The organism is Corallococcus sp. M7 (genome assembly GCF_054512695.1).
The window spans coordinates 3,910,748-3,929,558 of the sequence record NZ_CM137252.1; the positions used below are offsets into that span (position 1 = coordinate 3,910,748).

An 18,811-nucleotide genomic window follows, 5' to 3' on the forward strand; every position below is an offset into this window, starting at 1 on the left:
GCGAGGACTTCAGTCCGCCGCTTCGGCGCGCTCCTCGCGCTTGCGGTCGCGCTCGGCGCGGTAGCGCTCGCCCACGGCCAGCGCCTTCTTGCGCATGCGGATGGACTTGGGCGTCACCTCGACGAGCTCGTCGTCGGCGATCCACTCCAGGGCCTTCTCCAGCCCCATCTCGCGCGGCGGGACGAGGATGACGTTCTCGTCGCGGCCGGCGGCGCGGATGTTGGTGAGCTTCTTCTCGCGGCAGCAGTTGACGTTGAGCTCGGACGGGTGCGCGTGCTCGCCGATGATCATCCCCTCGTACACGGTGGTGCCCGCGCCCACGAAGAGCTGACCGCGCTCCTGGATGCTGAACAGCGCGTACGGCACCGTGTCGCCCAGGCGGTCGGAGACCATCGCGCCGTTGGCACGCTTGGGGATGTAGCCGAACCACGGCTCGAAGCCGTCGAACTGGCTGCTCATGATGCCTTCACCCCGCGTGATGGTGAGGAACTCCGAGCGGAAGCCGATGAGGCCGCGCGCGGGGATGCGGAACTGGAGGCGGGTGCGGCCCGAGCCCAGCTGCGCCATGTCCGTCATGCGGCCCTTGCGGGGCCCCAGGCGCTCCGTCACCGCGCCGACGCTGTTCTCCGGCACGTCGCAGAAGAGCAGCTCCATGGGCTCGTGCAGCTGCCCGTCGATCTCCTTGGTGATGGGCTCCGGGTTGGAGGCGGTGAGCTCGTAGCCCTCGCGGCGCATGTTCTCGATGATGACCGCCAGCGCCAGTTCGCCACGGCCCACCACGCGGAACGCGTCCGGCGTCGCGGTGTCCTCCACGCGCACGGCCACGTTGCGGTAGGCCTCGCGGTAGAGGCGCTCACGCAGGTTGCGGGAGGTCACGTACTTGCCCTCCTTGCCCGCCAGCGGCCCGTCGTTGACCTTGAAGATCATCATCATCGTGGGCTCGTCCACGGTGATGCGCGGCAGCGCCACGGGCTTCTCGAAGTCCGCGATGGTGTCGCCGATGCTGATCTCCTCGATGCCCGCGATGGAGACGATCTCACCCGGGCCCGCGTCCGGGATCTCCTGGCGCTTCAGGCCGGAGAAGCCGAACAGCTTGACGATCTTGCCCTGCTGCACCTTGCCGCCCTCGCGGACGACGGACACGGGCATGTTCGGGGTGATGCGGCCCGCCTGCACGCGGCCCACCGCCAGACGGCCGACGTAGTCGTCGTAGTCCAGGTTGGCGACCAAGAGCTGCAGCGTCGTCTGCTCCGCCGAAGGCGCGGGCGGGGGCGGGATGTGGTTGATGATGGCGTCGTACAGCGGCTCCAGCGTCTTGCCCGGCACTTCCAGCGACGTGGAGGCCTGGCCCTGGCGCGCGATGGTGTAGAGGACCGGCATCTCCAGCTGCTCCTCGTTCGCGCCCAGGTCGATGTAGAGCGAGTACACGAGGTCCAGCACGTCCTTGGCCCGGGCGTCCTGGCGGTCGATCTTGTTGATGACCAGCACCGTCTTCAGGCCCATGGCCAGCGCCTTGCTGAGCACGAAGCGCGTCTGGGGCAGGGGGCCTTCAGCGGCGTCCACCAGCAGGATGACGCCATCGACCAGGCGCAGACCGCGCTCCACCTCGCCACCGAAGTCGGCGTGGCCCGGGGTGTCGATGATGTTGATCTGCTTCCCCTTGTAGGAGACGGCGGTGTTCTTCGCGAGGATGGTGATGCCCTTCTCGCGCTCGAGGTCGTTCGAGTCCATGACCCGCTCGGCCACGTGCTCATTGGAGCGGAAGGTCCCCGCCTGCCGGAGCAGGTGGTCGACGAGGGTGGTCTTGCCGTGGTCGACGTGGGCGACAATGGCGACGTTGCGGATGTTTTCGCGAGAGATCATGCGGACCAACTGACGGAAAAGAAGGTGCGAAGAGACACGCCCAGAACGGGGAATCTCAATCCCACCGGAACCCGGAAGGCGGGGGCTTATATGCCGGGGGCTTCCCACCTGCAATGAAGGCGGGTGTCCAGCAGGCAAACAATCAGGCCCCTCGCAAGCTGGGCGCTTATCCCACCTTCGGGGGGACCTCGGCGGTTTCCACGCCCAGCCGCTCCCTCAGGAAGCGCTCCACCCGCAGCTCCACCAGCCCCGGAACTTCCAGTGGGGCGGTATGGGTGCCCTCGGAAATCATCAGCAGCTCAGAGGAGGGGATGCGCTCGGCCATCTTCCGGGACAGCCAGCCGGGGGTGAACCGGTCCTTCTCCCCGGCGACCACCAGGGTGGGCACGTCCACGTGCTCCAGGTGGTCCTCGGCGGTGTGGTTGGCCAGCGAGTCCAGGGTGCGCACGAAGACGACGGGGTCCATCCGTGCCAGATGCGTGAAGTACGGGGCCAGGTCGTTGCGCGCGATGAGGTCCGGGTTCATCTCCAGGCGGATGGCCAACTGGACCACCAATTCCGTGGTGAGCGCCCCGTGCACGATGCGCGCGGTGTGCCGGGGGAAGCGCTCCACCGCGGCCCGCAGGGTGGGGAAGAGGCGCTTGAGCAGCGTGGAGTCATGGAAGGTGTCCAGCGGCATGCCGTAGCTGCCGCACACCAGCACCAGCCCCTCCACGCGCCGGGCGTAGCGGCGGTGGAACTCCAGCGCCACCTGCACGCCCATGGAGTGGCCGAAGAGGACGGCCTTGTCCATGCCCGCCGCGTCCATCACCCGCGCCATGTCGTCGCAGGTGTAGGCCATGCCGATGCGCGTGCGGTCCGTGGGGACGGTGCTCTTGCCGTGGCCCCGGTAGTGCCAGCGCAGCACGCGGTGGCGCCGGCCCAGGTAGGGCAGCAGGTACTTCCACGCGAAGCCGTCACACCCCAGGCCGTCGCAGAGGACCATGCCCGGGGCGCCATCCCCCCGCACCTGGTAGTAGAGGTCCGCGCCGTCCGGCACCCGCAGCGAGTCCTGCCGGAAGGATACCGCCTGTCCATGCGGCGCGCTCACGCCTCCACCTCGTCCGTGTCCAGTCCTTCGGGGATGCCCTTGTCCAGCCCGTAGCGGGAGATCTTCAAGAGCAGATTGGAGCGGCTGATGCCCAGCTCCCGCGACAGCCGGCTCTTGTTGTAGCGGGTGCGCACCAGGCCCTGGTGGATCATCTCCTTCTCCAGGGACTCCACCGCCTCGTGCAGCTTTCCGTGCGCGCGGGGAGCGATGAAGGGCCCGCCGCCGGGCACCACGGCGTCGCGGATGCGGCTGGAGAGCAGCTCCGCGGGGATGGTCTCCAGCTCGCCGCCTAGCACGAGCAGCCGCTCGATTTCATTCTCCAGCTCGCGGATGTTCCCGGGCCACGCGTACGCGCCCAGGATGCCCAGGGCCTCCGGCGCCAGGCCTCGCGCGCGCTGGCCCTCGCGGTGGTGCTTGCGCAGGAAGTGGTCGATGAGGACGGGCAGGTCGTCCTTGCGCTCGCGCAGGGGCGGCAGCTGCAGGCGGATGACGTTGATGCGGTAGAAGAGGTCCTCGCGGAACTCGCCGCGCTTCACCAGCTCGCCCAGGTCCTTGTGGGTGGCGGCGATGACGCGCACGTCGACCTCGCGGGACTGGGTGCCGCCCACGGGCAGGAAGGTGCCCTCCTGGAGCACGCGCAAGAGCTTCACCTGGAGGGCGGGGGACATGTCGCCCACCTCGTCCAGGAAGAAGGTGCCCTGGTCCGCGACCTCGAAGAGGCCCTTCTTGTCCTTGAGCGCGCCGGTGAAGGCGCCCCGGGTGTGCCCGAAGAGGGCGCTCTCCAGGAGGTTGTCGTTGAAGGCGGAGCAGTTCTGCACGACGAACGGCTTGTCCTTGCGCGGGCCGTTGTGGTGGATGGCGCGCGCCACCAGCTCCTTGCCCGTGCCGGACTCGCCGTTGATGAGGACGGTGGAGTCGGAGTGGGCCACCTTCTCCATCAGGCGGAAGACTTCATTCATGGCCCCGGAGCGGCCGATGATCTTCTCGAAGCGGTAGCGGTTGGACAGCTCGGAGGCCATGGACTGGATGGTCTCCTCCTTGCGCGTGAGCTCCACCTCCTGGTTGGCGATCTCCGTGACCGCGAACTCCAGCAGGTCGGACAGCTTGCTCAGCTCCGAGCCGTCCAGCACCGGCACGCGCTCCGCGGCGCCCTCCAGCTCCAGCATCGCCCCGGGCGCGATGTCGCGCATCTTGCTCAGGAGCACGTGCCCGTCCGCGGGCGTGAGCGGCTGACGGGCGAAGCCCTCCACGAAGAGGAAGCCCTCGTACTCGTTGCGGATGTAGAGCGGCGCGCCCACGATGGACAGGCGCAGGTGGCAGTCGTGGAAGAGCGAGCGGCGCAGGTTCTTGGCGGCCTTGAACTTCTCATGGAGCACCCGCACCGACTGGGCACACCGCCGCATCCCCTCTCGCGCCCCCAGTGAGTGGCGGCAGAAGTCGTTGGGCGGCGGGATGAAATCCCCGCGCTGCCAGTCGTGCACCACGCCGTTGCGATCCGCGAAGGAAAGCTCCACCTGCCACCACTTGCGGATGACATCCCTCAACATGACAATGGTGTGCAGATTCTGATGCTTCTCGAAGTCCATCCCCGCGTCCCTCGGCCTGTTGCGGATCAGGACAACGGATCTACGGGGTTGTCCGAAATCAATCCAGCGGCACCTGTCCGATAATGGCGCTGATCGCGTACCCTGGTTCCCTGTGAGCGCACCCCCACATACACACGGCAGGGCCGGGCACGGTCATTCGCACGACCATGACCACTCGCACCATGGGCATTCGCACGGCCATGGGCACGGTCATTCGCACGGTCCCCGCAAGGGCGGGCTGGCGGAGGAGCGGCGCAAGGACCGGCGGCGGCTCCTGTTCGCGCTGGGGCTGACGGCGACCATCATGGTGGCGGAGGCGGTGGGCGGCTTCCTCACCAACTCGCTGGCGCTGCTCTCCGACGCCGGGCACATGCTGACGGACGTGTCGGCCATGGTGCTGAGCCTGCTGGCGCTGTGGTTCGCCGGGCGGCCCGCGGACCTGAAGAAGACCTACGGGTACTACCGGATGGAAATCTTGAGCGCGCTCCTCAACGGGGTGCTGCTGCTGGTCATCACCATCTTCATCCTGCTGGAGGCCTGGGAGCGCATGCGCACGCCCGCTCCGGTGGAGCTGGGGCCCATGGCGCTGGTGGCGGGCATCGGCCTGGTGGCGAACCTGGCGGCGCTGGGCTTCCTGCACCAGACGCACTCCATGAACGTGCGCGGCGCGTTCCTGCACGTGCTGGGGGACACGCTGTCGTCGGTGGGCGTGCTGATTGGCGCGGGCATCATGTGGTGGACCGGCTGGTACGTCGTGGACCCCATCATCTCCGTGCTCATTTCGATGATCATCGTCGTGGGCGCGCTGCGGCTGGTGAAGGACGCGGTGGACGTGCTCCTGGAGGCGGTGCCCGCGCACGTGGACCTGGAGCAGGTGCGGGACCTCATGGGGAAGGTGCCGGGCGTGCAGGCGGTGCACGACCTGCACGTGTGGACCATCTCCAGCGGGATGTACGCGCTGTCCGCGCACCTGGTGGTGGCGGACCCCATGGTCTGCAACAACGACGACATCCTGTCCGCGGTGAAGCACGACCTCTTCGACCGCTTCGGCATCGACCACACGACCATCCAGATTGAAAGCCAGTCCTACGCCCACCTGGGCGAGGTGCACTGACATCCTTGCGAAAGGGGCGCGGGGCGGGGATTCTCGCCGGCTCCTATGAGCGTGCTGGACAAGGTGTTGTCGCTGCGGCCGGGCAACGTGGTGGCGCGGGTGGGCCCGGGCTCCCGGGTGCCCCTGTTGGATCCACGGGAGCTGCTCGGGGCGCTGGAGTCCACGCCCATGGCGCTGCCGTGCCTGCCGGTGCTGTCCAAGGGCGCGCTGCCGGGCCTCTTGGGCGCGGCCCGCGCGGAGGACTCGGTGCTGGGCCTCTCCTGCCCGCACCCCCTGGCGGACCGGGGCGCGCCGGAGCGCTTCGTGAGGGCGGTGCACGCGGCGGCGCAGGAGGCCGAGCACACCCGGCCCCTGTTCCTCCAGGCCGGCCCCCTGCGCGTCACCTCCACGGACGCGGACGTGCTGGACGCGCTCCAGGACGGCATCTTCCGCGTGGTGGACGCGGGCTTCGCGCTGGTGTCGTTGGACCTGTCGCGCCTCACCTCCTACGAGGCCGTGGAGGCGGTGAACGCGCTGGTGGGCCCGCTCAAGGAGCGCGAGCTGTCGCTGGAGGTGTCCCCGCCCCAGTTGTCCGCGGGCGGATTGGTGGACACGTGCGCGACGCTGCTGGAGGGGCTGGCGCAGTGGCAGGTCCCGCTGCGCCTGTTGCGCGTGCCGGACTCGCAGCTGGGCGAGGGCGAATTGGACGTGGAGCTCTTGCGCCAGGTGGTGGAGACGGCCGCGGCGAAGGGCGTGGCGGTGGCCGTGGCGGAGGCCTCCACCGGGCCCGCGCGGGGCCTGTCCAGCTACGTGGCCGCGGGCGTGCGCAAGGTGGACCGGGGAGGGCCTTTCGGTCCGCTGGCCCTGCGCGCCTGGCCTCCGGAGGTGCGCGAGCCGGTGGTGGCGCGCGCCCAGGCGGCGGGCATGCCGGCCGGGGAGCTGCTCTCCGTGCTGGAGGAGGGGCTGCCGCCCCTGACGCCCGCCGCCCGCGAGACGCTGGAGGCGCTGTCCTTCGCGGAGGCCACGGAGGCGCTGGGGGCGCTGGGGGCGCACCGCTCCGCGTCGGTGGCCATGGCGTTCCTCGCGAAGCCGGACGGGGACCTGGGATAGAAGGGCGCGCATGCGCATTGTTGCAGGCAGCGCGAAGGGCCGGGCCCTGACGGGGCCCAAGCCGTCGTCCGGACACATCCGCCCCACGGCGGACCGCGTCCGTGAAACCATCTTCAACATGCTGGGCCAGTTCCTGGACGGCCAGGCCGTGCTGGACCTGTACGCGGGCACCGGCGCCCTGGGGCTGGAGGCCCTGTCGCGGGGCGCGGGCCGGCTGGTGCTGGTGGACCAGGACCGCGAGGCCCTGGCCCTGTGCCGCAAGAACACCGACGCGCTGGGCTTCACCTCCCAGGTGTCCATCCTGGCGCAACCCGTGGTCCGCGCGCTGGAGACGCTGGGCAAGCAGGGGGCGAAGTTCGAGCTCGTCTTCGCGGATCCGCCCTACGCGGCGCGCGTGGTGGAGACGGTGCTGGAGGCGGTGGTGGCGGCGGGCGTGGTGACGCCGGGCGGCACGGTGATGGTGGAGCACGACAAGCGGGAGGCGGCCCCGGAGGCCCACTCGGGGCTGACCCTGGAGGACCAGCGCCGCTTCGGGGACACCCTGGTGAGCTTCTACCGGGCCCCGTGACGTGCGCTTGACCGGCCCCGTGGGCCCGCCGAGACTTCAACGCACCCATGCCGGTCGCCATCTATCCTGGTTCGTTTGATCCGCTCACCAACGGGCACCTGAGCCTCATCCAGCGCAGCCTGAAGATGTTCGACCGGCTCATCGTCGCCATCGCGGTGAATCCGAAGAAGACGCCCCTCTTCAGCCAGGAGGAGCGCATCGAGCTCATCCGCGAGGCGGTGAACGACCCGCGCGTGGAGGTGGACGCCTTCCACGGGCTGCTCGTGGACTACGTGCACCAGCGCAACGTGAGCGTCGTCATCCGCGGCCTGCGCGCGGTGTCGGACTTCGAATACGAGTTCCAGCTGGCGAACATGAACCGCAAGCTGGCGCCGGACATCGACACCGTCTTCATGATGACGGGCGAGGACTACTTCTACATCTCCTCGCAGCTCGTCCGGGAGGTCGCGACCTTCGGGGGGAACGTGGACGGGCTCGTCCCGCCAAACGTCAACGCGGGGCTGAAGAAGAAGTTCGGCCCGAAACCCTAGGGTCGTTCCCCGGGGGCATCCGGCCCCCGCGGCGTGCGAGCGGGCTTGTCCGCTTCGGGAGTTCCGCGCTAGGCAAGGCGCATGAAACTCGCCCGCCGGCTGCAAGCCATCAAGCCCTCCGCCACCCTGGCCCTCAACGCCCGCGCCAAGGCGCTCGCCGCGAGCGGCAAGGATGTGGTGGTGCTCGCCGCCGGTGAGCCGGACTTCGACACGCCGGAGTTCGTGAAGCAGGCGGCCATCGAAGCGCTGCGCACGGGCTTCACCAAGTACACTGCCACCGCGGGCATGCCGGAGCTGCGCGAGGCCGTCTGCCGCAAGCTGGAGAAGGACAACGGCCTGAAGTACGCGCCGGATCAGGTGGTGGTGACGGCGGGCGGCAAGCAGTCGCTCTACAACTGCTTCCAGGCGCTGCTGGACGAAGGCGATGAGGTCATCGTCTTCGCGCCGTACTGGGTGAGCTACCCGGACATGGTGCACCTGGCGGGCGGTACGCCGGTCATCGTCCCCACGCGCGAGGAGGACGGCTACGCGCCGGACCCCGCCGCCATCAAGAAGGCGCTCACCCCGCGCACGCGCGCCATCATCCTCAACAGCCCGGCCAACCCCACGGGCGCGGTGTACTCGCGCGCCACGCTGGAGGGCATCGCGGACGCGGTGCGCGGCCACGACTGCATCATCGTCACCGACGACATGTACGAGAAGCTCCTCTACACGGAGGAGCCGTTCCTCAACCTGGGCAACGTCGCGCCGGACCTGGTGCCGCGATTGCTGGTGTCCAATGGCCTGTCCAAGTCCCACGCGATGACGGGCTGGCGGCTGGGCTACGCGGCGGGCCCCAAGGCGCTCATCTCCGGCATGCAGCTGGTGCAGGACCAGTCCACGTCCAACGCGTCCTCCATCACGCAGAAGGCCGCGCTGGCGGCGCTCAACGGCCCCTCGGACACCATCACCGCGATGGTGAACGAGTACCGCGCGCGCAGGGATTTGTTCGTCGCGGGGCTCAACGCCATCCCGGGCATCCGCTGCCGGCTGCCGGAAGGCGCCTTCTACGCGATGGCGGACGTGCGGGGCCTCCTGGGCAAGGCGTACAAGGGCAAGCCGCTGACGGACTCGCTCCAGCTCTCCGAGGCGCTGCTCAACGACTTCCTCGTCGCGGCCGTGCCGGGGGATCCGTTCGGCGCGCCGGGCTACATCCGCATGAGCTTCGTCACCTCGCGCGAGGTGCTCCAGAAGGGCCTGACGCGCCTGCGGGACTTCGTCGCGGCGCTGGGCTGAAGCGTTCCCGGTGGTTTCCGCGCGTGTGCTCAATTTCGCACGCGCAGTGCGTTAGGTGAGGGTCGTTCCGAGGCGTCGCGCCCGAACGGCCTCACCCCACTGACCGGGAAGAAACCACATGTCGATGAAGAGAAGGGGCACGCTCTGGGCGCTGCTCCTGGCCGTGCTGTCTGCTTGCGCCGCTGATGACGGCCAGGTCCGGGGACGTGTCACGACGGAAGCGGGGGCCGCGCTGGCGGGCGTCCAGGTGCGCGCGGACGGCACGGACGCCGTGGCCACGTCGGATGCGCAGGGCGAGTTCACTTTGTCGAACCTGAGGCACGGTGGCCACACGCTGGTGGCGTCCCACGCGGACTACGTCGACAGCTCGCGGACGGTGGAGGTCCAGGGCGAAGTGACGGCGGAGGTGTCGTTCACGCTGACGCTCGCGGTGGGGCAGGTGACGGGGACGGTCCGCATGGAGGACAAGAGCTCTCCGGCGGGGGTGGTCGTCTCCATCCCTGGCACCGAGGTCAGCGCGGTGACGGACGCGCAGGGCGCCTTCCGCCTGCCCTCGGTGCTCCCGGGCGCCCGAACCGTGGTGGCGCACAGGGACCACTACACGCAGGCCTCCCGGGACCTGGTGGTGGTGCGCGACGAGACCCACTCCGTGGACTTCGTGCTGACCCGTGCGGGAGCCCCGTCGGTCACCTTCCCCATGTTGTCCGTGCAGGGCGGCATCCTCGATCTCTCGGGCGGTCCCTTCGGGAGGACGCGTGGCGAGAGCACGGTGACGGTGGGTGGGGTTCCGGTGGCGGAGTATCTCTCGTGGGCGGACGGGAAGATCTCCGCTCGGGTGGCCGCGTCCGTCGCTTCCGGGGACCAGCCGGTGAAGGTGATGCTGGAGGCCTCCTGGCGTCCGGCCGTCTCGAAGTCAGTGCGCATCCTGCGGACCCGGACGGTGAGCGTCCGGAACGCCATGGGCGCGGGGATCCGGCCCGACGGCACCCTCGTGACCTGGGGACAAGGGCCGGCCATCGAGAATCCCCCTCAGGTGGGGGGCGTGGTCAGCGTCGCGCTTGGGACGTCTCACAGCGCGCTGCTGATGGCGGACGGCTCGGTGATGGCGTGGGGCAATGAAGCAGGGGCCATCCCGCGCCTTCCCGTGGGCAACGGCGTGGCCGTGGCCTGCGCGGGCTCTTCGTGCTTCGTGCTCCGGGCGGATGGGACGGTCTTCCGTTGGAGCGCGTCCGCGGACGGGAATCGTGAGGTTCCCGGGCGGGTGAGGGACGTGGTGGGAATCGAAGCAGGCCAGACCTACGTGGTCGTGGTGACGAAGGACGGCTTCGTGGATGCCTGGGGTGACATCGAGCAGGACGCGGCGACGGTGCCCGTGGGCCTCGCGGGCGTGGTGGAGGTGGCGACCGCGGGCAGCCACACCGTGGTCCTCAGGCGGGATGGCACCGTGACGGGCTGGGGGTCCAACTTCCAGGGTGAAAGCTCCGTCCCCACGGACCTCAAGGAGGTCATCTCCGTGGGGGGCGGCATCGCGCACAGCTATGCCCTCACGAAGTCGGGCCAGGTGCACTGCTGGGGCGGTGGTGACGACCAGTGCAACCTGCCCACGGAGGCCCAGTCCCAGGTCGCGCAGGTCGTGACCATCACGGACGGACTCTGGGGCATGGTGCTCAAGCAGGACGGCACCCTCGTCTCCTGGAGGGGAGAGAAGGTCCAGGGGAGCGTTCCTCCTCCCCAGGGGCTCGTCCTGGCGGTGCCGCCGCTCTAGGCCGGCGTCGTGAGGTGAAGAGGCGGTCCGGGACGGTGAATACCCGGGCCGCTTCGTCGTCTGGGGAGCCACCGGACGCACCGCCGAGCCCCCATGAGGGCCAGGTGCGGAAGGCCTCGCGCCGGCCGGAGCGCGCTCACCCAGGAAGAACCCACCCATGATGACCCTGAAGACGCGAGGCAGCGTGCTCTGCGCGCTCCTGATGGCCGTTGCGTTGTCCGCTTGCGACCCCGACGCCGAGTCCCCCAAGGATCCGGTCGGCAATGAGCCCCGGCCCGGGCGGGTGACGGGCGTCGTGCTGACGGAGGAGGGGCAGCCGCTCAAGGACTTCGAGGTCACCCTCCTGGAGACCGACAAGACGGTCAGCTCGGACGCGCAGGGCAAGTTCGCCTTCGAGTCGCTTCCTCCGGGCAACTACACCCTGATGGCTTCGGGGCCGGGCTACGACCTGGAGCAGCAGGAGGTCGAGGTGGAGGCGGGCATGACCGTCGCCATGTCCTTCAACCTGAAGGCCACCATCATCCGTGTGTCTGGCGAGGTCCAGGGGGAGGACGGAACGGCGCTCGTCGGCGTCTCCGTCTCCATCCTGGACCACGAGACGGACGAGGTCCTGGAGCGCGCGACCACGGATACGTCCGGGGCGTTCTTCGTGGACCTGGCGCCCGGCCTCTACACGATTGAAGCCGAGCGTGAAGGCTACGTGAGCTGGTCCGACCTGCTGATCGTGTTCCAGGATCCGGATCCCGTGAGCATCACCCTGCAGCAGGTGCCGTAGGCGGATCAGTCCGTGTACGCGAAGGCGTGCCAGGTCAGGTCCGGGCTGCCGCGGAAGAGGAAGATGGCCGCGCGGCCGGAGAGGTTGCCCACCGCGGCCCAGGTGTCCTTGAGCGCGCGCGGATCCAGCCCCAGGCGCGCCGGCGGCTTGCCGTACTTCTTCTCCATCTCCGCGATCGGCAGCACCTCGATGTCATAGAGGGTGATCAGGTCCGTGCGCCGCGCGCGCAGTTGCTTCACCCACGCCTGCACCAACTCGTCGGGCGTGTTGAAGCGCTTGTCCTCCAACTGGAACGGGAAGATCAGCTCCGTGGACGCGTTGCGCACATCCCCTGTCAGCAGGCTCTGGAAGAGGAAGCGCGCCTCGTTGTGGATCACCGAGCGGGCGATGCCCTCGGGGGACAGGTCCTCCTCGGTGGGGCGCGCGGCGTCGCGGCCTGGGGCCAGTTGGACGGTGCCCGCGCTGGAGGGGATGGGCGGCGTGGGCGGGCGCGCCGTGGGTGACACGGGCGCGGCGGCCGGGGGCGTGGCTGCGGCCTGCGGAGGCTTGCGAGGGGCCGGAGTGGGCGCCGCTGCTGGAGGCTGGGCCGCGGCGGGAGCAGGCGTCGGAGCCGGGGTGGGCTCGGCGGGGGCGGGCGCCGGGGTGGGCTCGGCGGGGGCGGGCGTGGCGGCGGGAGCGGTGTCCTGGGCGAGGGCGGGCGCGGAGAGAAGGACCAGCAGGGCCAGGGGCCAGCGACGCATGAAACCTCCGGAGGGAAGCGCGGCAGCGTAGCAGAGGACGCCGGAACAGGTCCCCGAGCGAGCGGCCAATCGGACAGGTCCTTCGCATGCCACAACGCACCGCGTGCATGTGGGGGCGGACGTTGGTATGGGGGGCGCCCGATGCCCAAGCGTACCGATATCCGGAAGGTTCTCGTGATTGGCTCGGGCCCGATTGTCATCGGGCAGGCCGTCGAGTTCGACTACTCAGGCACCCAGGCGATCAAGGCGCTTCGGGACGAGGGCGTGGAGGTGGTGCTGCTCAACAGCAACCCCGCCACGGTGATGACGGACCCAGAGTTCGCGCACCGCACCTACATTGAACCCATCACCGTGGAGGCGGCGGAGAAGATCCTCGCCGCCGAGCGCCCGGACTCCCTGCTGCCGACCATGGGCGGGCAGACGGCGCTGAACCTGGCCAAGGCGCTCGCGGAGCGCGGCATCCTGGAGAAGTACGGGGTGCGGCTCATTGGCGCGTCCCTGGAGGCCATCAACAAGGCCGAGGACCGCCAGCTCTTCAAGGCGGCCATGCAGAAGATTGGCGTGGCGCTGCCCAAGAGCGGCTACGCGACGACGCTCGCGGACGCCATGGCGCTGGTGGAGGAGATCGGCTTCCCGGCCATCATCCGTCCGTCCTTCACGCTGGGTGGCACGGGCGGCGGCATCGCGTACAACCGCGAGGAGTTCGAGGCCATCTGCCGCTCGGGCCTCAAGGCGAGCCCCACCTCCACCATCCTCGTGGAGGAGAGCGTGCTCGGCTGGAAGGAGTACGAGCTGGAGGTGGTCCGTGACTCCGCGGACAACGTCATCATCATCTGCTCCATCGAGAACCTGGATCCGATGGGCGTGCACACCGGTGACTCCATCACCGTGGCGCCCGCGCAGACGCTGACGGACCGCGAGTACCAGCGCATGCGGCAGGCGTCGCTGGCCATCATCCGCGAGATTGGCGTCGACACGGGTGGCTCCAACATCCAGTTCGGCATCCACCCGCGCGACGGCCGCATGGTCGTCATTGAAATGAACCCGCGCGTGTCGCGCTCCAGCGCGCTGGCGTCCAAGGCGACGGGCTACCCCATCGCGAAGGTCGCCGCGAAGCTGGCGCTGGGCTACACACTGGATGAGCTGCGCAACGACATCACCCGCGACACGCCGGCCTCCTTCGAGCCGACGCTGGACTACGTGGTGGTGAAGGTGCCGCGCTTCAACTTCGAGAAGTTCCCCAAGGCGGACCGCACGCTGACCACGAGCATGCGCTCGGTGGGCGAGGTGATGGCCATTGGCCGCACCTTCCCCGAGGCGTACATGAAGGCGCTGCGCTCCATGGAACTGGGGCGCGTGGGCCTGGAGTCGCCGGAGCTGCCCACGGAGAAGGAGGAGCGCGAGAAGGTCCTGCACGAGGGCCTGCGCGTGCCCCGTCCGGAGCGCCCGTGGTTCGTAGCGCAGGCCTTCCGCGAGGGCATGACGGTGGAGCAGGTGCACCAGCTCTCCGCCATCGACCCGTGGTTCCTGCGGCACATCGAGGCGCTGGTGCGCGAGGCGCAGTCGCTGGCGGACATTGGCCGCCTGGACCACCTGGCGGACGACGTGCTCCGTCAGGCCAAGGCGCACGGCTTCTCCGACAAGTACCTGGGCAACCTGATGGGCTACCCGGAGGCGGAGGTGCGGGCGCACCGGCACGCGCGCGGCATCCGTCCGGTGTTCAAGCGGGTGGACACCTGCGCCGCAGAGTTCGAGGCGTACACGCCCTACCTCTACTCCACCTACGAGGAGGAGGACGAGGCGCCCCCCACGGACCGGCAGAAGGTCCTCATCCTGGGCAGCGGTCCCATCCGCATCGGCCAGGGCATCGAGTTCGACTACGCGTGCGTGCACGCGGCCTTCGCGCTGCGCGAGGCCGGGTACGAGACGGTGATGGTCAACTGCAACCCGGAGACGGTGTCCACGGACTACGACACGTCCGACCGCCTCTACTTCGAGCCGCTGACGATTGAGGACGTGCTGGAGGTGTCCCAGCGCGAGAAGCCGGTGGGCGCCATCGTGCAGTTCGGCGGGCAGACGCCGCTGCGCCTGAGCGTGCCGCTGGAGCAGGCGGGGCTGCCGATCCTGGGCACGTCGCCGGACGCCATCGACCGGGCGGAGGACCGCGAGAAGTTCGCGAAGCTGATTGAAAAGCTGGGCCTGAAGCAGCCGGAGAACGGCGTCGCGCGCAGCCACGCGGAGGCCTTCAAGGTGGCCGAGCGCATTGGCTACCCGGTGATGGTGCGCCCGTCGTACGTGCTGGGCGGCCGGGCGATGGAGACGGTCTACGACGCGGCCAGCCTGGAGCGCTACATGCGCGAGGCGGTGAGCGCGTCGCCGGAGCACCCGGTGCTCATCGACCGCTTCCTGAAGGACGCCATCGAAGTGGACCTGGACCTGGTGGCGGACCGCACGGGGCAGGTGCTGATTGGCGGCGTGCTGGAGCACATCCAGGAGGCGGGCGTGCACTCGGGTGACGCGGCGGCGACGCTGCCTCCGCACTCGCTGTCGCCGGACCTGGTGGAGCGGATGAAGGACCAGGCCATCTCCATGGCGCGCGAGCTGGGCGTGGTGGGCCTGATGAACGTGCAGTTCGCCATCCAGGGGAAGAACATCTACATCCTGGAGGTGAACCCGCGCGCCAGCCGCACGGTGCCGTTCATCTCCAAGGCGACGGGCGTCCCGATGGCGAAGATCGCGGCGCTCTGCATGGTGGGCAAGACGCTGAAGGAGCTGGACCGCACGGAGGAGCCGGAGTTCCGGCACGTGGCGGTGAAGGAGAGCGTCTTCCCGTTCGCGCGCTTCGCGGGCGTGGACGTGATTCTGGGCCCGGAGATGAAGTCCACGGGCGAGGTCATGGGCCTGGCGGAGGACTACGCGTCCGCGTTCGCGAAGAGCCAGCTGGCGGCGGGCGTGAAGCTGCCCAAGAGCGGCCGGGTGTTCATCTCCGTGAAGGACGACGACAAGCCGGCGGTGGTGGACCTGGCGAAGCGCCTGCGCTCGATGGGCTTCAGCCTGACGGCGACGGCGGGCACGCACGACTACCTGCTGACGAAGGGCATCGAGTCACAGCGGGTGCAGAAGGTGAAGGAGGGCCGGCCGAACATCGTCGACAAGATCGTCGACGGGGAGATCGTCCTGGTCATCAACACCACCTTCGGCAAGCAGGAGATCGCGGACAGCTTCTCCATCCGCCGTGAGGCGCTGATGCACTCGGTGCCGTACTACACGACGGTGCAGGCGGCGCGCATGGCGGTGGGCGCGCTGGAGTCGCTGAAGCGCTCGGACCTCGCGGTGAAGCCGCTGCAGGGCTACCTGTACGGCGAGAACGGCGTGCCCCAGGCGCGCCGGTAGTCCCGTGAAGACTCGCGGCCCCTGGGCTTCCGGGGGCCGCCGGGCCTGGCTCCTGGTGAGCAATGGCGTGAGTCAATCCACCTCACGATTCGTGACCCCAGGCCTGGGAGGATGGCTCCTCCTCGGATGCATGGTCACTGCATGCGCGGAGCGGACGGTCGTCTCTCGGGGGCGTACGGCGGGAATGCCTGTCGACCGCAAGCAATCCCTGCCGGATGTGGATCATGACGGGGACGGCCTGGGGGGGCGCGAGGACAACTGTCAATTTGTCTTCAACCCGGAGCAGCAGGACCGTGATGGAGACCACATCGGAGACGCGTGCGATCCGGACCTCGTTTATGCGGATGCGCGGCTCGAGGCATCGCTGGCGCCGTCCTCCGTCCTCGTAAACGGCGAGCTCCGGCTGTCGGCGACGGTCACCAACACAGGCAACCTCCCCGCGACGGGCCTTTCCGTTCGGGTGATCCTGCCCGAGGCCATGACCCTGCTCCGAAGCACGGATGGGATAGGTCAGCCGTGTCACGTCTCCGGACTGCGCATCAATTGCGCGATGCCAGCGATTGTAGGGCCTGCATCCGCGAGCATCGCCCTCGTGCTGAAGCCGACCGAGGCCGGGGACCATTCTGTCTTCGTGGTCGCGGACCTGCCGGGAGATCCGACCCTGGATGACTGCATGGTGACGTTGGAGGGAACCGCCAGCGAGAACGCCGTACCGCCGTAGCGGAGGCACACTCCGTGAGCGGTGCGCCGGGAGCCATGTGAGTTGCTCGACATGGCTGTTTTCACGCAATTGAAGACAAGTCCTGTTGGGTGCGCCGGGTGAAGGCCTGCGCCCTGTCGTGCTATGTCCATGCGCATCGCGTGGTGCTGCATGGGTGGGGGGCCCCGCCCGTTGAGGTGAGGCTTCCGTCATGGTGTTCCTGCTCCCGCTTGGAGTGGAGGGGGCGACGTTGGACCGTCGCCCCTGGGTCTCCGTCTCCATCGCCGCCATCTGTGCCGTGGCCTTCTTCATCACCTGGGTGGTTCCCGCGAACCCGGGCGGAGTGGGGGAGGGCGAGCTTCGCGAGCTGATGCAGGAGACGCTCGCCCATCCCGACCTGGAGCTGCCCCAGGGCTGCACCGCGCTGCTCAGTGAGCACGGCAAGGCGCTGCTGGCCCGGCTGAAGGAGCAGGCGGAGGCGCCGGCCGGAGGCGTGGATGTGAAGGCGCTCCAGGCGCGGCTCGACGCGCACTGCGCGAGCGTCCTGGAGGCGAGGGATTCGGGCCTGCTTCACCGGCTGGGGCTCGTGCCCGCGCGGGGCCTGCTGCAGTGGGGCTGGCTGTCGTACATGTTCCTGCACCTCGGGTGGATGCACCTGCTGGGGAACATGTTGTTCTTCTACGTCGTGGGGCTGCTGCTCGAGGACGTCTGGGGCCGGCCGCTGTTCGCCGCCTTCTACGGGGTCGGGGGGCTGGTGGCGGGGATTGCCCACTTCGCGCTCGACACGCAATCCCAGACATTGATGGTCGGTGCCTCCGGAGCGGTGGCGGCGTGCATGGGCGCGTTCTGTCTGCGTTTCGCCATGCGCAAGGTCCGCGTGGGCTACCTCTTCTGGTTCCTGAAGATCTGGCGCGGGACGTTTGGTGTGCCCGGCTGGCTGTGGGCGGGCCTCTGGTTTGGCAACCAGGTGTTCGACTTCGTGGTCCAGGGCACCAACACGGGCGTCGCGGTGATGGCGCACATTGGCGGGTTCGCCTTCGGCTTCGTCGCGGCCAGCGCGTTGCGCGTGACACGGCTGGAGGAGCGCTTCGTCGCCCCCGCCATCGCCGCGCGGGAGGGTGGCTGGGTGGCGGACCCGCGCATGGTGGAGGCCCAGAGCGCGCTGGACGCCGGTGACCGGGAGAAGGCACGGGCGACCTTCCAGCGCATCCTGGCGGACCATCCGGACAACACCGAGGCGCTGCTCTCCCTGGGGCGGATGGAGCTGGAGGACGGCCGGGTGCCTTCCGGCTCCGCGAGGGTGGAGAAGGCGCTGCAACTGCTGGTGGGACATGACGTCCCCGAACCGCTCTGGAACGTGGTGGACCAGTTGGGGGAGCTGTTCCCGGTGGACCGGCTGCGCCCGGGTGTCGCGTGGCGCGTGGCGCAGGGCATGGACCAGGAGGGGGCCCCCGCCACGGCGGTCGGGATGGCCGAGTCGCTCTACGCCGCGGCTGGCAAGGGCACGGGCACCATGGCGGTGCGAGCCCTGGTCCGCGCCGCGGAGCTGCGGCTGGCGCGCCGTGACGCCCCGGAGAAGGCGGTGGAGTACCTGACCCGGGCGAAGCCGCTGGCGACCGGGGATGCCGCCGCGTTGGTGGAGCGGATTGGCCAGTTGGAGGAGGAGGCGGCGCGGATGGAGGCGCGGATGAAGGACCGGGGAATCGCCCTGGACACGGAGTCCGCCGCGCCCAGGACCCGAGCCGTCGCGGCCCTGGCGCCCGAGTCGCCCGGGGCCTCCACGCTGCCCCCGCGAATCATCCCCTGTCGCATCCTGGGGCTGACCGACAAGGCCCTGATGGTGGAGTCCCAGGGAGGCCAGCGCCGGTCGCTGGCCGTCACGGAGGTCATGGCGGTGGCCGTGGGAATGCTGCCCATCGCGGGACCCGAAGGGGCGGCCCCCCGGCAGACGGTGCTCACCGATCTGGTGGTGTCCTGGGGAGACCCGCAGCGAGGGCCAACCGTGCTGCGAATCCCGGCCGCCGGGCTCGGGCTGCCGGAGCGCTATCCCGGCCTCGCGCCGCGAGAGGCCTACGCGCGCTTCCTGTCGGCGCTGCTGGAGCACTCCAGCGCCAACGCCCTGCCTGACGCGCCCACGCTGGCCGAGGGCCGCTATCCCCGCTTCGCGACCGAGGGTGAGCTGACGGCGCACTACTATGGACAGGCGGCCGCGGCGGCCTGAGGACAGGGAGCGGCAAGGCCATGGATGAGGCGGTCGTGGAGCTGCGGGGGGCCGAGCGGTTCGGAGTCGCGCAGGCTTCGCGAGTGGTCGCCATCCGCTGGG

General features: G+C 69.4%; 14 protein-coding genes. 10 read left to right on the forward strand and 4 right to left on the reverse strand.

Going from position 1 to position 18,811, the window contains the following annotated elements; genetic code table 11:
* Positions 1-9: 9 nt before the first annotated feature.
* The 3 genes from typA to ACX114_RS16085 form a co-directional block, all read right to left on the reverse strand.
* Positions 10-1,863: a translational GTPase TypA gene (gene typA, locus ACX114_RS16075; protein WP_459298966.1), complete on the reverse strand. Its 1,854-nt coding sequence runs from the start codon at positions 1,861-1,863 to the stop codon at positions 10-12.
* A 166-nt stretch (positions 1,864-2,029) separates the two neighbouring features.
* Entirely contained in the window at positions 2,030-2,953 is a 924-nt protein-coding gene (locus ACX114_RS16080) for an alpha/beta fold hydrolase (protein WP_459298967.1), read from the reverse strand.
* Positions 2,950-4,539 carry a sigma 54-interacting transcriptional regulator gene (locus ACX114_RS16085; RefSeq protein WP_459298968.1) on the reverse strand — a complete coding sequence of 530 codons (1,590 nt, stop codon included), beginning with the start codon at positions 4,537-4,539 and terminating at the stop codon, positions 2,950-2,952. Before ACX114_RS16085 ends, ACX114_RS16080 begins: the two co-directional genes overlap by 4 nt.
* 112 nt (positions 4,540-4,651) lie before the next feature.
* On the opposite strand from ACX114_RS16085, the gene ACX114_RS16090 reads away from it, so the two are divergent.
* From ACX114_RS16090 to ACX114_RS16120, 7 genes are all read left to right on the forward strand, one after another.
* Entirely contained in the window at positions 4,652-5,653 is a 1,002-nt protein-coding gene (locus ACX114_RS16090) for a cation diffusion facilitator family transporter (RefSeq protein WP_459298969.1), read from the forward strand.
* Positions 5,654-5,698: 45 nt separating this feature from the next.
* Positions 5,699-6,742 (forward strand): hypothetical protein, encoded by a 1,044-nt coding sequence (locus tag ACX114_RS16095; RefSeq protein WP_459298970.1) that lies wholly within the window; start codon positions 5,699-5,701, stop codon positions 6,740-6,742.
* 10 nt (positions 6,743-6,752) lie between these two features.
* Positions 6,753-7,310: a 16S rRNA (guanine(966)-N(2))-methyltransferase RsmD gene (gene rsmD, locus ACX114_RS16100; RefSeq protein ID WP_459298971.1), complete on the forward strand. Its 558-nt coding sequence runs from the start codon at positions 6,753-6,755 to the stop codon at positions 7,308-7,310.
* Positions 7,311-7,357: 47 nt separating this feature from the next.
* Positions 7,358-7,840, forward strand: coding sequence for a pantetheine-phosphate adenylyltransferase (coaD, locus tag ACX114_RS16105; protein ID WP_014396068.1), 483 nt, complete (start codon positions 7,358-7,360; stop codon positions 7,838-7,840).
* 81 nt (positions 7,841-7,921) lie between these two features.
* Positions 7,922-9,115, forward strand: a complete 1,194-nt coding sequence (locus ACX114_RS16110) for a pyridoxal phosphate-dependent aminotransferase (RefSeq protein ID WP_459298972.1) — start codon at positions 7,922-7,924, stop codon at positions 9,113-9,115.
* 118 nt (positions 9,116-9,233) lie between these two features.
* Positions 9,234-10,880, forward strand: a complete 1,647-nt coding sequence (locus ACX114_RS16115) for a carboxypeptidase regulatory-like domain-containing protein (RefSeq protein WP_459298973.1) — start codon at positions 9,234-9,236, stop codon at positions 10,878-10,880.
* A 157-nt stretch (positions 10,881-11,037) separates the two neighbouring features.
* Positions 11,038-11,655, forward strand: coding sequence for a carboxypeptidase regulatory-like domain-containing protein (locus tag ACX114_RS16120; RefSeq protein ID WP_459298974.1), 618 nt, complete (start codon positions 11,038-11,040; stop codon positions 11,653-11,655).
* 5 nt (positions 11,656-11,660) lie between these two features.
* Here the strand turns inward: ACX114_RS16120 and ACX114_RS16125 are convergent, their stop codons facing one another.
* Entirely contained in the window at positions 11,661-12,395 is a 735-nt protein-coding gene (locus ACX114_RS16125) for a hypothetical protein (protein WP_459298975.1), read from the reverse strand.
* 141 nt (positions 12,396-12,536) lie between these two features.
* On the opposite strand from ACX114_RS16125, the gene carB reads away from it, so the two are divergent.
* From carB to ACX114_RS16140, 3 genes are all read left to right on the forward strand, one after another.
* The gene (gene carB, locus ACX114_RS16130; RefSeq protein ID WP_459298976.1) at positions 12,537-15,788 is read left to right on the forward strand and encodes a carbamoyl-phosphate synthase large subunit; all 3,252 of its coding nucleotides are present in this window, start codon (positions 12,537-12,539) and stop codon (positions 15,786-15,788) included.
* Between the two features lie 184 nt (positions 15,789-15,972).
* Positions 15,973-16,509 (forward strand): thrombospondin type 3 repeat-containing protein, encoded by a 537-nt coding sequence (locus tag ACX114_RS16135; RefSeq protein ID WP_459298977.1) that lies wholly within the window; start codon positions 15,973-15,975, stop codon positions 16,507-16,509.
* Between the two features lie 229 nt (positions 16,510-16,738).
* Positions 16,739-18,709 (forward strand): rhomboid family intramembrane serine protease, encoded by a 1,971-nt coding sequence (locus ACX114_RS16140; protein ID WP_459298978.1) that lies wholly within the window; start codon positions 16,739-16,741, stop codon positions 18,707-18,709.
* Positions 18,710-18,811 lie beyond the last annotated feature (102 nt).